Source organism: Paenibacillus sp. NPDC058174 (assembly GCF_042883865.1).
GTDB lineage: Bacteria > Bacillota > Bacilli > Paenibacillales > Paenibacillaceae > Pristimantibacillus.
Window position 1 is genome coordinate 15,481 of the sequence record NZ_JBHVUY010000013.1, and the last position, 15,195, is coordinate 30,675.

A 15,195-nucleotide genomic window follows, 5' to 3' on the forward strand; every position below is an offset into this window, starting at 1 on the left:
CGCGCCGGGAATGCCCCTAAACGCGGCTTGTCTGCTCAGCGAATTGCTCGCTGAACTGTACCGCTTTCCAAAGTGCCTTTGCTTTGTTAAGCGACTCGTAGTATTCCCGCTCCGGATCGGAATCGATGACGATTCCAGCTCCCGCCTGGACATGTACGAGGCCGTCCTTCACTGCCATCGTTCTTATAATAATATTAAATTCCATATCGCCATTATAGTCAATCCATCCGAGGGAGCCTGTATAGGAGCCGCGGCGTGTCGGCTCAAGCTCCTCGATGATCTCCATCGTACGGATTTTTGGCGCGCCGGTGATCGTGCCTCCCGGGAACGTGGCGGCAATGACATCGTAGGCGTCCTTGCCCTCGGCCAGCCTGCCTTCCACTTGCGACACCAGATGCATGACGTGGGAGTAGCGCTCGATCACCATCAGTTCTTCGACATGGACAGATCCGTATGCGGCGATTCTTCCAAGGTCATTGCGCTCCAGGTCGACGAGCATAATATGCTCTGCCCGTTCTTTCTCGTTGGATAACAGCTCGTCCTCCAGCATCCGGTCTTCTTCCTCCGTCTTGCCCCGGCGGCGTGTGCCCGCTATAGGGCGGGTCGCCAGCAAACCGTCACGCTGCTCCACGAGCAGCTCTGGCGACGCAGATACGAGCTGGAAGTCCGGTGTCCGCAGAAAGCCCATGTAAGGCGACGGGTTGACAACTCGCAGCCACTCATACAATTCCTCTGGCGAAGCGCTGACCTTACGGCTCTGGCGAAGCGACAGATTCACTTGGAAGACGTCGCCCTGAGCGATATACGCCCGTATCCGCTCCACAGCCGCCTTATAAGCCTCTTTAGAGAACGGTGAGGTCATCCCCTCCATCGACTCCACATCGATATGGAGGCTTCCATCCTGCGTCCGCCCGAGCCAATCAGAACGCAGAGCAGCAGCAGCCGTGCTGCCGCCTTGCACGCTGTCATTCCAATAGGCCGCCATAGCATCCGCCCTTGCTGCTGCCGCCTCGTAGAGGCTGCGCAGCCGCGCTGGAGCGGCGTCCTTCTCTACCTTGGAATGAACGGCGCAATATAGCGTTTGCTCCGCCTTATCAACGATCCACAGCTCGTCCATGCGCATGAACAAATAGTCGGGCATGCCGAGATCATCAGCGGCGAGCTCCGGCAGCCGCTCGATGGAGCGAATAATATCATAGCTCCAGTAGCCGACGCAGCCTCCCGTCCATTTCGGACCTTCGCTCAGTTTAGGAGCCGTATGACCGCTCATCCAGCGGCGGACGAGCTCCAGCGGCTTCCCTTCCCATTCGCTGTCTGCGCCAGCAAGCGGCGGCGTGCCTCCGCCGCCCAGCTCCGTACATACAGCCTTAAGACCCTTGCCGCGGATGACGCTTGCCGGATGCAAGCCCAAATACGTATAGCGGCCATCCTTGCCGCTCTCCAAGACGAAGGCGTAAGGCGAAGCGTCCTTCCAGGCTCTCTCCCATGAATCAACGGCAAACGTCTCCAGCTGCACCTTTTTCAATAACGGCAGCGTTGTGTATTGCCGTTCGGCGTGCCACCCGTTCCATTGCTCCCAAGCGGTGAACATCACCTTTTACCCCCGATCAGTTGCATATTATGATTTGCTAAGTATACAGAAAGGCAGGGCAAAAGAAAAGACTGACATGTCCCAACCAAAAAAAAGCCCTCCACCCGCAGCAAGCGGCATGGAGGACTTGGCGATCCGTATGGATTAGTTCTCGAAATTGAACAGCGGCGTGGACAGGTAACGTTCGCCGTTGCTTGGAACGATTGCAACAACGCGTTTGCCTTTGCCCAGCTCTTTGGCAACTTTCAAAGCCGCGTAAATAGCAGCGCCGGAAGAAATGCCGACAAGAATGCCTTCTTCTTTCGCAGCACGGCGTGCGTATTCGAATGCTTCCTCGTTCTCAACGGTAATAACACCGTCATAAATTTCACGGTTCAAAATATCAGGCACGAAGTTCGCGCCGATGCCTTGAATTTTGTGAGGACCTGGCTGGCCGCCCGACAAAATTGGCGATGCAGCCGGTTCAACGGCATAGACTTTGATGCCTTCGAAGTTTTGCTTCAGTACTTCGCCAGCGCCAGAGATCGTACCGCCCGTACCGATACCTGCAATGAATGCATCCAGTTTGCCGTCAAGGGAGTTAATCGCCTCTACGATTTCCGGACCCGTCGTTTCACGGTGGATTTTCACATTGGCTTGGTTTTTGAATTGTTGCGGGATGAAGTAGCTAGGGTTTTCTTTCGCCAGCTCTTCCGCTTTGCGTACTGCGCCGTTCATACCTTCCGATCCAGGCGTCAATACAAGCTCTGCGCCATAAGCGCGAAGCAGGTTGCGACGCTCGATGCTCATCGTCTCAGGCATAACGAGAATCGCTTTATAGCCTTTCGCAGCTGCTACCAGAGCAAGACCGATACCCGTGTTGCCGCTAGTAGGCTCAACAATCGTGTCGCCCGGCTTCAACACGCCTTCTTTCTCCGCCACTTCGATCATGCTGATTGCAATCCGGTCTTTCACGCTGGAGCCCGGGTTTTGGTATTCAAGCTTTACATAGATTTCCGCGCTATCCTCAGGCACCAAACGATTCAAACGAACAAGCGGAGTATCACCGATAAGTTCAGTAACGCTTTGTACAATTCTAGCCATGATAGAAAAGCCTCCTTATTCCGACTAATTCAGTTGGTTTTTTAACTAATTCCATATTAACAATGCTGGTATTCGTTGTCAATAGCTTTTCTATGTAATTTGCCCTATGAAAGGAAAACGATTACAGCTATCCCCATCTATTAATGATATAACGGCCTGTATAAAAAAATGATGCTGGCCAGCCGGAATATTACTTCCGTTTGACAGCATCATATTTCAGCAACAGCTCATCCTCGATATCATGCAGAGGCTTGGCCTTGGAAAGCGCAAGCTGCTTGCGCGCTGCGTCCATCAGCCTTTTGCCCGTCAGCCCCTCGGTCTTCTGGCGCTCAACGAGCCGAATCACGGCATAGCCGCCGTCTGTTTTAAGGGGACCCGCCATTTCTCCGGTCTGCAGCCGGCTTGCGGTATCCAGCAGCTCCGCATCGTAAAAGGGATCATCAGCGTCAATCAAGCCCAGATCTCCGCCTGAGTCTGCCGTAAAGTCATCAACCGAATACGTTCTGGCGATCCGCGCGAAATCCTCGCCATCGGACAGCATATCCAGTACGTCTCCCGCATCCTTTTCCGTTTTCGTCACGATCCATTGCAGATGCAGCTGAAGCCGGTCGCCAAACAGCTCGGCATGCTCGCCGATATAGCGATTCACATCCCCGTCGGATATCTCAACGGACAGCATTGCAATTTGTTCCAGCAGCAGCTTGTACTTTACATCCTCGCGCACGTCGTCCTTCTCCATGCCAAGCTGCTCTTTCATAACCCGGTAATATTCGTCTTCGTTCTCATAGCCTTCCATCATGGCAGCCAGCTCGCGGTCCTGCTCCTCCACGGTGACCTTCAACTGCCGCGCGCCGGCTTCGAGGTTCAACGCCTTGCGCACCATCATCGTTCTCAGCACCGTATCGCCATATTGCTTCAAAAGCTGCGCTTCCAGCTCACCGGCCGTTATCGGCTCTCCTCCGACGGTTGCCGCCTCGTCGCCTCCGTCGTTGCCGGTATGAGCTTCATTGCCTGTACCCGGCTCCAGATCAGAGGGGTCGCTGCCGAATGGCGAAAGCTTAACCACTACGGCAACGCTAAGCACGATCATACAGACCGCCTGCAGAAGAACAACTGTCTTCACTACCCCGAATTTTTTCATTCCCCCACTGCCTCCGTTTTATTGGAGAGGCTACGGTCTCGCTTGTTCGAGCAGCTTCTCCAGCTGTTCACGATCAAAGGTATACGCCTCGTTGCAAAAGTGGCACACGATTTCCGCTTCTCCGTCATCATCAATCAGTTGTTGCAGCTCAGCCTCGCCCAAGCTGACCAGCGTCTGTGCGACACGGTCCTTCGAGCACTTGCATTGGAACACGATATCCATCGTATCGTGAATTTGCAGATCGTCGCCCACGAGCCAGCGCAGAATTTCCTCCGGCGTCTCGCCTTGATCCAGCAGCGCCGTTACATGCGGCATCGTGCCAACCGCTTGCTCCAGACGGGTAATTTCGGCGTCAGTCAGACCCGGCAGCAATTGAACAATGAATCCGCCCGCATGCAGGACGGTTCCGTCCGCCTCAACCAGTACGCCAAGGCCAACAGCCGATGGCGTCTGCTCCGACAGCGCAAAGTAATACGTGAAATCCTCGGCAAGCTCCCCGGAAATAAGCGGCACGCTGCCGCGGTACGGCTCCTTCAAGCCGAGATCTTTAATAATATGAAGAAAGCCTTCGCGGCCCACGCCGCCGGCAACATCAATCTTCCCGTGTTCATTGCTTGGCAGCAGCACGTCCGGATTGTCGACATAGCCGCGAACCTCGCCATGCGCGTTGGCGTCGATGACGATTTGACCGATTGGACCGTCGCCTTTCACTTGAACCGTCAGCTTTTCTTCGCCCTTAAGCATCGATCCCATAATTGCCCCGGCAGTTGCTGCGCGGCCTAGAGCTGCAGTCGCAGTAGGCAGCGTTCCGTGACGGCGTTGAAGCTCGCTGACCAGCTGAGTCGTACGAACGGCGAAGACGCGGATTTTACCGCCCCAAGCCGTGCCCCGTACGAGTACGTCCTTCAATTGTTCCATGCTTTAAACCTCCTGATTCCGTTCATAAATGATACGCAGTCCTTCTAATGTAAGAAGAGGATCAACTTCCTCTATCGTTTCCGATTCCGCGCTGATTAACTCTGCAAGCCCGCCTGTCGCAATGACGCGCGGCGTAACCTTGAACTCGCTGCGGATGCGTTTCACTATGCCGTCTACCTGACCTGCATAGCCGAAAATAATGCCAGCCTGCATCGAAGTAATGGGATTCCGGCCTATTACGCTCTTCGGGCGCACCAATTCGATGCGCGGCAGCTTGGCCGCCCGCTGGTACAGCGCCTCCGTGGAAATGCCGATGCCCGGCACGATTGCTCCGCCGAGGTAATTGCTGTCCCCGTCGATATAATCGAAGGTCGTCGCCGTTCCGAAATCGACGATGATGAGCGGCGAGCCGTATTTCTCAATGCCCGCCACTGAATTGACGATGCGGTCGGCGCCCACCTCCCGCGGGTTCTCGTAGCGGATATTCAAGCCGGTCTTAATTCCGGGCCCTACGATCAGCGGCGTTTTACGCAAATATTTCAAGCATAGCTGCTCCAATGCCCGCATAAGCGGAGGAACGACAGAAGAGATAATGACGCCATCCATCTGTTCCAGCTTCAGGCCGGCGAAATGAAACAAGTTATGAATATTGATGCCATACTCGTCCACAGTAGCGGAACGATTGGTGCTTAACCGCCAATGATGCAGCAGTTCCTTGCCCTTATAGACGCCAAGCACGATATTGGTGTTGCCTACATCAATAACGAGAATCATGAGGCCGATCCTCCCTTCTTCGCGTTCAGATCCAAGCTAATGTCCAGCGCGTTGAAAGAATAGGTCAGTCCTCCAACCGATATGACGTCGACGCCGGATAATGCAATAGCATGAATCGTATCAAGCCGGACATTGCCGGAAGCCTCGACGATAACCCGAGGAGAATGGCTCTTGATACGGGCTACCGCTTCCTTCATTAGAGAAGGGCTCATGTTGTCGAGCATGATAATATCGGCGCCGCAGGCAAGCGCTTCTTCAACCTGCTCCATCGATTCCGTCTCCACTTCGATCTTCATCGTATGCGGAATACTCGCTCTTGAAGCCTCGACAGCCTCACGAATGCCGCCAGCCCCTTTAATATGATTATCCTTGATCATAACCGCATCATACAAGCCAAAGCGGTGGTTGGAGCCCCCGCCGATGCGGACTGCATACTTCTCCAGCAGCCGGTGGCCGGGCGTCGTCTTCCGCGTATCCACCAGCCGGACAGGCAGCCCTTCAAGAGCCGCAACAAACGCATTCGTCTTCGTAGCGATGCCGGACAGCCGCTGCATGAGATTGAGAGCAAGACGCTCGCCTGTGAGCAAGCTATGCGTGCTGCCCTCCACAATTGCGATAACAGTCCCCTTCTCTACATAGTCGCCATCTGCCACTTTCGCCTCAAACACAAGGCTAGGGTCGACAACCTCGAATACAAGCTGAGCTACAGGAAGGCCGGCGATGATCCCGCTCTCCTTGACGTGAATGACCGCTTTCGACTGCGATTCCGCCGGAATGGTAGTCGCCGTCGTGACGTCGCCGCTGCCGACATCCTCAGCGAGCCAGCCGTTTATTTGATTTTTCAACGTTTGCCGATAGCCGAAGCCGTTGAAATTCGTCTCAAGCATGAACAATTCGCTCCTCTGTCATTCCATGTAAGCGGTGCAAGACGGTATGCTTGCGCCATACTTCATCGTTGCGCTCCGGAAAGTCTTCACGGGCATGTGCGCCGCGGCTTTCCTCGCGCTGCAGCGCCGCCTCTGTCGTCAGCAAAGCACAGGTGAGCAGGTTGGCGAATTCGAATTCTTCCCGCTTCGTCAATACGGACTCAAAGATCGGCAGCTGCCGCTTTAACTCTTCCAGCCCGCGCTCCAAGCCCTTCGCATCCCGCCGCAGTCCGACGTATCTCACCATAATCTTTTGCAGCTTCAACCGTTTCTCAACAACAGCCTGCATCGGCGCATCTACGCGCAGCTCCTCCGGCTGAATCGACGGCTTCGTCTCCAGCTTCGGAAGCTTATTAATCGCATCGACAATACGCTTGCCGAATACGATCGCTTCCGACAAGGAATTGCTCGCTAACCGGTTCGCGCCGTGAACGCCTGTAGACGATACTTCACCGCAAGCAAACAATCTGCCAATATTGGTTTCCCCGTTCAGGTCGGTTTTGACTCCTCCCATCATATAATGGGCGGCAGGCGCCACCGGAATCCAGTCGGTCGTCAGATCAAGCCCGTACTTCAGGCAGAATTCATAGATATTCGGAAAACGATGCGTGATCATATCCGCAGACTCATGCGTCACATCAAGATAGACGAAGGTCGATTTAGTCTCCTCCATCTCCGAGACGATCGCCCGCGCAACGACATCGCGAGGGGCAAGCTCCAGCTGCGGGTGATACCGCTCCATGAAGCGTTCGCCCCTGATATTGCGAAGCACGGCGCCTTCGCCGCGAACCGCCTCCGAGATCAGGAAACGAGGCGCTCCCGGATAACAAAGCGAAGTCGGATGGAATTGAATGAATTCCACGTCCTGAATATAGGCGCCTGCACGGTAAGCCATGGCAATGCCATCGCCTGTAGCGACGTCCGGATTGGTTGTATAACGGTACAACTGGCCTGCGCCGCCGGAGCAAAGAACTGTCGCTTTCCCGCGAATGAACAGACGCTGGCCGTCCGGTTTCTGCACGAGAACGCCGCAGCATTCGCTTTCCTCCGTAATAAGATCGATAACGAAATGGTCGTCCCACACCTCAATCTGAGGATCAGCTACTGCTTTCTCTGAAAGCGCGCGAACGATTTCATAACCCGTCGCATCGCCATTTGCATGCAGAATACGGCGCTGACTGTGCGCCCCTTCCTTCGTAAGAGCAAACTCCCCATTCTCCAGATCGAACTGGGTTCCCATCTTAATAAGGCGGTTCACGCCATTTGGCCCTTCATGCACGAGCACGTTTACGGCTTCGTCAGAGCAAAGCCCTGCACCGGCGATCAGCGTATCCTGGCGATGGTACTCCGGTGAATCATCCTCCGAAATAACGGCTGCGATTCCGCCTTGCGCGTACCGGGTGTTGCTGTCGAGCAGCGACTTCTTCGTAATCATCAGTACGGAATTGCCGCTGGCGCTGGCGCGCAATGCGGTAAAAAGACCGGCAATGCCGGCCCCGATTACGATAACGTCTTTATCGATAACTGGCAGTTCATCCAGTTGAACATCTACTAAGTATCTAGGAATCATAACGTTGGCGCCTCCAGGCATAGGAGTAGCGCATGCTCCTCCTATTTCACGAGTAACATGCGCTCCAGGGAAAGACGAGCTTGATCGGCTACATGCGGCGGAACGTAAATTTGCGGCTGCATTGTCTCGAGACATTTCACCAGCTTCTTCAAATTATTCACCTTCATGTTCGGGCAAACCAAATATTTCGATGCAAAATGGAATGATTTATCCGGGCTGTCCAGACGCAGCTGGTATCCCGTTCCGTCTTCCGTTCCGACGATAAATTCCTTGCAGTCGGATTCTTTGCAATATTTAATGATTGCAGTCGTGCTGCCAACGAAATCGCCAAGCGAAACAACCTCTGGGCGGCATTCCGGGTGAACGACGAATTGCGCGTTCGGGTGCTTCGCTTTCATTTCCTCAACGTCTTTCACCGTCAGCATATCATGGGTATTGCAATAGCCTTCCCAAATGATCATCTTTTTGTCGGTGTTTTGCTGTACATAGTGTCCGAGGTTTTTGTCCGGTACCCAAATCACCTCGTCGCCTTCAACTGAATTGACAACGTTGAGCGCATTCGCCGAAGTACAGCAAATGTCGGTCTCCGCCTTAATTTCTGCCGAAGAGTTGATATAGGTTACAACCGTCGCGTTAGGATGCTGCGCTTTCAGCTTCCGCAAGCCGTCCACATTGACCATGTCAGCCATCGGGCAGCCGGCGCGTTCGTCCGGAATAATAACCGTTTTATTAGGAGCCAGTATCTTTGCGCTCTCGCCCATAAAATGAACGCCGCAAAAAACGATGACATCAGCATCTGTCTGAGCCGCTTTCTGAGCCAGCAGGAAGGAATCCCCGCGGAAATCGGCTACCTCTTGTATTTCATCCCGTTGGTAATAGTGAGCAAGAATGATTGCATTCCGTTCTTTCTTCAGCTGCAATAGCCGTTCCCGCAGCTCGCGGTTTTGTTCCGCTTTGCGTTCCAGCGCCAATGCTTCCACAGTTGATCCTCTCCTCTTATGAGGGATGGGCGGTGAATCCCATTCCGAGTTATGGCCGACCGACTTTGTGAATTGATGCACAAACATTGTCGAGTCAAGCCTGATGATTAGAATGTTTATAATAATACATTTGTTAAGGTTTAATTTACTCCAGGCGGAAGGCGCTGTCAATGCGTGAATTGCCAAACTTCCGTCACAATTTATATTTTTTATTTCCATCGGCGCTATCAGCCTCGAAATCACCTGATTGCCTGTCCTAATATAAGTAAAGCTATGGATTATCGATTGGAACTGTTATATTTCTAACCTCTCAATTAACGATAAAGAAAAGCCCGCTTGGCACATGGCCTTGCGGGCTTCTCTACTTCATTAAGACTTCGTTGGTTCTCCGTCGTCACCGGACGGTTTTTCCTCATCCAGTGCAGGAGGCGTAATATCGCCAGCTTCACGGGTTTGGATCCGTACTTTAACGCCGCCAATCGTATCGACAATCGGTTCGGATGTTGCTTCTCCATCGGCGCTGCCGCCTTCGGATGAGCCCTCGCCTGTAAGCGAGCCCGTCTCGATCAGGTTCTTGATTTGCTCAAGCTCCAGCGTCTCTTCGTTAAGCAAGGTTTGTGCAATGATATGCACCTCTTTGCTCTTCTCGGTCAAGAGGTTTTTCGCAATCGTGTAGCACTCGTTCACCATACGCTGCATCTCTTGGTCGATCTCGTAAGCGATCGCATCGGAGTAGTTCTGTTCATGGCCCAAGTCCCGTCCAAGGAATACTTGGCCTTGGGACTGACCGAATTGCATTGGACCAAGCTTGTCGCTCATACCGTACTCCATAATCATGCTGCGGACAATGCTCGTAGCTTGTTTGAAGTCGCTGTAAGCGCCAGTGCCGATCTCGCCGATGAACAATTCCTCAGCAACGCGTCCGCCCAGCAAGCCAGTAACGCGGTCGAGCAATTCCTGCTTCGTCACCAGCATCCGGTCTTCCTTAGGAAGCATAATGACATAGCCGCCGGCTTTGCCGCGAGGAATGATCGTAACCTTGTGTACTTGGTCGGCATGCTCCAGGAAGTAGCCGATAATCGTATGGCCGGCTTCGTGGTAGGCAACAATCCGTTTCTCGCGTTCGCTGATAACGCGGCTTTTCTTCTCCGTGCCGACAATAACACGGTCGATTGCCTCGTCTACCTCGCGCATTCCGATATCCTTCTTGTTGCGGCGGGCTGCAAGCAGCGCCGCTTCGTTCAACAGGTTCTCCAGATCAGCGCCTGTGAAGCCCGTTGTACGCTTCGCGATAATATCCAGCTTAACATCTTTTTCAAGCGGCTTGTTGCGGGCATGAACCTTCAGCACCGCTTCGCGTCCTTTCACATCTGGACGGTCAACCGTAATTTGACGGTCAAAGCGTCCAGGACGGAGCAACGCAGGGTCGAGAATGTCAGGACGGTTCGTTGCAGCAACGATAATGATACCTTCGTTCGCGCCGAAGCCATCCATCTCAACGAGCAATTGGTTGAGCGTTTGCTCGCGCTCGTCATGTCCGCCGCCGAGTCCGGCGCCGCGCTGACGGCCAACTGCGTCAATCTCATCGATAAAGATAATACAAGGCGCATTTTTCTTCGCATTCTCGAACAAGTCGCGGACGCGGGACGCGCCTACGCCGACGAACATCTCAACGAAGTCCGAACCCGAGATGCTGAAGAACGGTACGCCTGCTTCGCCTGCAACTGCACGGGCGAGCAACGTTTTACCGGTACCTGGAGGGCCTACAAGCAAGACGCCTTTCGGTATGCGTGCACCAACCAGATTAAACTTGCGAGGGTCTTTCAAGAAATCGACGACTTCGACAAGCTCTTGCTTCTCTTCGTCGGCACCTGCGACATCCTCGAACGTAATCCGTTTCTTCTCCTCGTTGTACAGCCGCGCCCGGCTTTTGCCAAAGTTCATCACTTTGCCGCCGCCGCCTTGCGCCTGATTCATAAGGAAGAAGAATAATACGAAAATGATGACGAATGGAATAATGGAGGTCAGGAGCGTAAGCCATACGCTTGGCGTATCCATTTTCCTGTAATCCAATTCGAACCTATTCTGCCCCTGTGCGTCAATGATCTCTTTCCCAGCATCCAGGCCGATCCTTGTCGTGAACGAAAGCTCTTCGGTTTTCGCGCCGACAGGCGGTTTTTTATATTTACCAGCTACAAAATAAGTATACCCCTCATACTTGACGGTGAGCTTCTCGATGTTGTTCTCGCTGATGGCGGTACGAAGCTCATCGTATCGTATTCCAACGGTAGTGTCATTCTGCTTACTGATAAACTGGATAATCCCGACAGTTACCAAAAAGATGATCAAATAAAATCCAGTATTACGGATGATCCGATTCATCCCCTACCTCCTCTCAAGACGCTTCTAATATTTTACCATAGCATGACTTTCCATCTCAATAGAGCTTGATTCGGAGGAAAGCTGGCCCTGAAACGCTTATTAGAACTGCTACTTCTGGTATACTTCCGGCTTGAGTATGCCGATAAACGGCAGGTTCCGGTATTGCTCCGCATAGTCGAGGCCATATCCGACAACAAACTCATCAGGCAGAGAGAAGCCCGTGTAGTCCGCTTCCAGATCAACCGCACGTCTAGCCGGCTTGTCAAACAGCGTAGCGACCGTAACCGATTTGGCATTGCGGCGTTCGAGCACGTCGATCAAATAGCTGAGCGTCAGCCCGCTATCGATAATATCCTCAACGATTAGAACGTCCCGTCCTTCGACCGAAGCGTCCAGATCCTTGATGATTTTCACGACGCCCGACGATTTCGTGGATTGCCCGTAGCTGGACACGGCCATGAAATCAATCTCAAGCGGAATAGACATTTTCTTCACCAGGTCGGACATAAAAACGAATGCGCCTTTCAGGACGCAAATAACGAGCGGATTCCGCCCGCCAAAATCCCGGCTCAATGTCTCGCCAAGCTCTTTGACCTTGGCCTGAATCTGCCCTTCGTCGTACAACACCTCTTGAATATCGTTAAGCAAAATAAATATCCCCCTACACTTCCTTATATTTATGAGTATAACAGCGTTTCTTATTCGTTTTCCAATCGGATGAACAGGAACTCCTTCGTCGCCTCGTCAACCAGCGCATGACCGGACCTTCGAATGCCCGGAATCCAGAGCAGCCTGCCCTCCGCATCAAATAGAAGCGGATACCTCTCCCTTGCGGATGGAGCAATCTTTTCGTCAACGAACATATCTTGCACTTTTTTGGAGCCATTTAATCCTAAAACGGAAATTCGGTCTCCAGGACGCCTATTGCGCACCACCAACGGAAAAACAACCTTCTCCGCATCGAAGCAGGCTTCGTTTCGACCCTTGGCTTTCACATGACCGCCATGCCGGGCAACAAGCGTCAGTCCGCCTTCCGACACTTGCCAGCTTTCAGCAGAACGGTCAAGCTCGTACGCGTAATCGCTGTCCTCCGTTCCTCCGGAAGCAAAGCTTGCGGAGCGGATCCAGCGCATAACCTCGTACTCGCGCATGCATCTTATTCCGGCTCCGGCATCGAAGCGCCAGGTGCTCGGAGCATCGGTCCGGGCGGCGAGGCGCATCGCTTCGATGTGCTCAAACGCGGCCGAAACCGTATCATTAGAAAGATAATTTAATATTAGTTTAATCAATCTCCTTTGTAAAGCGACGGGGAGACTGGTCAAATCACTGCCGCGAACCTTGCATTCGCCGGGGGAGGACGCTACAAGTTCCGCAAACCTTTCTTCCGCCTGCTGCTCCATCCATTCATCCTCAGCTCCCGCTACATCAGCGAGCCTCCGGAGTGAATGGGACAGCTGCGGATTAAACTGTGTTAAGTACGGAAGGACATCAAGCCGAATGACATTCCGGAAGTAGTAGCGCTCATTATTGCTGCTATCCACGCAATAAGGCACCTCATGCTCGGAACAATATTGCATAAGGTCTGACTTGTTCATACGAAGCAGAGGGCGAATGAGTTGCACGTTTTTTTCGCGGCGCTTCACAGCCATCCCGGACAGGCCCGTCAGACCCGTCCCGCGCAGCAGACGCATCATGATCGTCTCCGCTTGATCGTCGCCATGATGGGCCAGCACAATCGCTGCCGCCCCGCGCCTCTCTGCCGTTTCTACCAGATAGGCATAACGCCTCTCCCGTGAAGCGGCGGAAGGATTCATTCCGGTCTCTTCTATATATGCGGGCATATCGAGCTCCGTCATCTCGAAGGCAAGACCTAATTTTGCCGCATACTGCTCTACCATCTCAGCCTCTGCTGCCGACTCCGCCTTGCGAAACCCATGGTTCACATGAGCGACTGTAATCGTCAGATCATGCTCGGCCGCCAGTCTGCTAAGCAGATGGAGCAGCGCCATCGAGTCAGGCCCTCCTGATACGGCGGCGATCAGAGCGTCTCCCTTCGCCCATAACCCCTCTTGCTCCGCCGTACTTCGCACTTGCTGCAGCATTCTGCTTCCCATTTCCTTATGTATCTCCCCTTTAACCCATCCTTGAATGTTACAGCCCGCCTCTTATCAGCCAATAGACGGAGACGCCCAGCAGCACCGCCGAGACGGCTGCGAGTCCCTTCAGCCAGCCCGGCGTATCGGAACGCCGCCTTAATTGGCGCCGGTGCATCAACAGCCGCCAAGCCTCTGCGCCTTCGGCAGCATCCCAGAAGTCTCCGGTCAATGCCCGGTGCAGCCATTCGGATACAGGCTTCAGCGTTTCGTTTTCCTTAGAAAGCTGCAGCAGCTCCTCAATCGACCGGTTCTGCGGCAAGCCAGCCGTTAATTGCTGCAGCTTCTTCGGTTCAAGCAGCTGCAGGCAAAGAACGCCAAACGAGAACAGGTCATATTTCGCATCTGCCGAACGTGATCCCGCATTCCAATAGCCCCGGTCATAAATTTCGGTAAATTGCCGTATGCCTCTGCCCGCTGCCGTTGCACCGCCGTAATCGACCAATTCCACATAACCGTAATCGGCCACCAGCACATTCTCCACTTTCAAATCGCCAAACACCCAGCCCTTGGAGTGGAGCGCAGCCAGCTTGTTTAATAAATTCAGCCCTACGAGCGGAAACCATTCCTTGCCGTTCTGCGACAAATACTCCGAGAGCGTCACACCTCTGACATATCTCATTATATAGAAAGAATATTCGCGGCCATCCGGACCGTAAAGATCGTCGACATCGATCAGAAACGGTTCGCCGTTTGCACCGCCGGGCAATGTGTCCTGCCTGCTCCGGCCGCCAGGCTTCTCCTGCTTAGCCAGCGCCTGGAGCACATTGATCTCGGATTGAAGATCCACTGCATCTGCGCCGACTTTCATGGCATACCAGCTGCGGTCCCGCTGAACCAAATAAACTTTGCCGTTTGCCCCTTCTCCCAGTAGGCGCTCGACCTGGTAACGGTTCCGCTTCCACTTGCCCGTCACCGCCATCCCGCGACGGAGGTTGATCTTAAACGACGTAGTCACTCATCATCCCATCCGTTTCATCTCTGCTCTTCCTACCATAATCCCCGCGTCTGTAAAAATCAATAACATGCATGATCGCCGGCCCTGTCGGCGTCGTTCCATTCATCTGCAGCTTCGGAAACAACGACGAAACGCCGGACAAGTTATCTGTCCAATCCAAATCCATCATGCAGTCGTCCCCATACTTGGAGCTTGGAAAATGGAACACGGCAATTTCGCTTCCACCCTGTCTGGCCTGCAGACTCAGCATCAGATCATGAATCGCTTCCTCTACCGCCCGCAGCTTCGGCTTCATGCTGGCACTGGCATCGATCAGCAGCGCCACCTGCAGCTTCGTCGTCTCGCCAAGCTCATCGATTACGCGCACTACTTCGCTCCGCTTATCGGGCGGCAGCGCTTCGATTGAACCATTGCCCAGCACGTTCTTCAGCTCTTTCTGAACGGCCAGTTGAATAGACTGAACCGCTGTCTTACGCGTAATCATTTGAACCGTCTGCGAGAGCTGCCTCGTATTGACCAGACGGCTCAGACCTCCGCCTGCTCTAGCAATTTCCTCAATCTCAGCTGCACCCAACTCTCCGACATCGCCATAATCGAGAACACCTACGATATTTACAGCAATGCCTTCCGCTTTGGCATGCGCCGCTGCTACTACGGGACTAAGGCCGACATTGGAGCAGCCATCGGTAATCAGCAAAATTTGTTTCATACTCGCTCAT

The 15,195-nt window shown here is 53.5% G+C and carries 13 protein-coding genes; all 13 read right to left on the minus strand.

The annotated features are described in order from the left end of the window. Positions 1-16 precede the first annotated feature (16 nt). The gene (locus ACFVVF_RS28165) at positions 17-1,591 is read right to left on the minus strand and encodes an anthranilate synthase component I family protein (RefSeq protein ID WP_387816497.1); all 1,575 of its coding nucleotides are present in this window, start codon (positions 1,589-1,591) and stop codon (positions 17-19) included. A gap of 144 nt (positions 1,592-1,735) precedes the next feature. Then, on the minus strand, positions 1,736-2,674 hold the full coding sequence (cysK, locus tag ACFVVF_RS28170; protein ID WP_188892667.1) for a cysteine synthase A: 939 nt from the start codon (positions 2,672-2,674) through the stop codon (positions 1,736-1,738). Positions 2,675-2,864: 190 nt separating this feature from the next. Further along, the gene (locus ACFVVF_RS28175) at positions 2,865-3,815 is read right to left on the minus strand and encodes a peptidylprolyl isomerase (RefSeq protein ID WP_387816499.1); all 951 of its coding nucleotides are present in this window, start codon (positions 3,813-3,815) and stop codon (positions 2,865-2,867) included. A gap of 30 nt (positions 3,816-3,845) precedes the next feature. Beyond that, positions 3,846-4,733: an Hsp33 family molecular chaperone HslO gene (gene hslO / locus ACFVVF_RS28180; protein ID WP_387816501.1), complete on the minus strand. Its 888-nt coding sequence runs from the start codon at positions 4,731-4,733 to the stop codon at positions 3,846-3,848. A gap of 3 nt (positions 4,734-4,736) precedes the next feature. Further along, positions 4,737-5,507 carry a type III pantothenate kinase gene (locus ACFVVF_RS28185; protein ID WP_387816503.1) on the minus strand — a complete coding sequence of 257 codons (771 nt, stop codon included), beginning with the start codon at positions 5,505-5,507 and terminating at the stop codon, positions 4,737-4,739. Then, on the minus strand, positions 5,504-6,394 hold the full coding sequence (gene nadC / locus ACFVVF_RS28190; protein WP_387816505.1) for a carboxylating nicotinate-nucleotide diphosphorylase: 891 nt from the start codon (positions 6,392-6,394) through the stop codon (positions 5,504-5,506). Before nadC ends, ACFVVF_RS28185 begins: the two co-directional genes overlap by 4 nt. Beyond that, positions 6,387-8,003 (minus strand): L-aspartate oxidase, encoded by a 1,617-nt coding sequence (gene nadB / locus ACFVVF_RS28195; protein WP_387816507.1) that lies wholly within the window; start codon positions 8,001-8,003, stop codon positions 6,387-6,389. The genes nadC and nadB overlap by 8 nt, the downstream gene beginning before the upstream one ends. Positions 8,004-8,044: 41 nt before the next feature. Continuing rightward, positions 8,045-8,983, minus strand: coding sequence for a quinolinate synthase NadA (gene nadA / locus ACFVVF_RS28200; RefSeq protein ID WP_387816509.1), 939 nt, complete (start codon positions 8,981-8,983; stop codon positions 8,045-8,047). Between the two features lie 369 nt (positions 8,984-9,352). Next, the gene (gene ftsH / locus ACFVVF_RS28205; RefSeq protein ID WP_387816511.1) at positions 9,353-11,365 is read right to left on the minus strand and encodes an ATP-dependent zinc metalloprotease FtsH; all 2,013 of its coding nucleotides are present in this window, start codon (positions 11,363-11,365) and stop codon (positions 9,353-9,355) included. Positions 11,366-11,473: 108 nt separating this feature from the next. Continuing rightward, complete coding sequence (gene hpt, locus ACFVVF_RS28210) at positions 11,474-12,013, minus strand: hypoxanthine phosphoribosyltransferase (RefSeq protein ID WP_042171291.1); 540 nt, start codon at positions 12,011-12,013, stop codon at positions 11,474-11,476. A gap of 50 nt (positions 12,014-12,063) precedes the next feature. Then, positions 12,064-13,479, minus strand: coding sequence for a tRNA lysidine(34) synthetase TilS (gene tilS, locus ACFVVF_RS28215; RefSeq protein WP_387816514.1), 1,416 nt, complete (start codon positions 13,477-13,479; stop codon positions 12,064-12,066). Positions 13,480-13,516: 37 nt separating this feature from the next. After that, positions 13,517-14,476: a protein kinase domain-containing protein gene (locus ACFVVF_RS28220; RefSeq protein ID WP_387816516.1), complete on the minus strand. Its 960-nt coding sequence runs from the start codon at positions 14,474-14,476 to the stop codon at positions 13,517-13,519. Then, the gene (locus tag ACFVVF_RS28225) at positions 14,460-15,185 is read right to left on the minus strand and encodes a vWA domain-containing protein (protein ID WP_387816518.1); all 726 of its coding nucleotides are present in this window, start codon (positions 15,183-15,185) and stop codon (positions 14,460-14,462) included. Before ACFVVF_RS28225 ends, ACFVVF_RS28220 begins: the two co-directional genes overlap by 17 nt. Positions 15,186-15,195 lie beyond the last annotated feature (10 nt).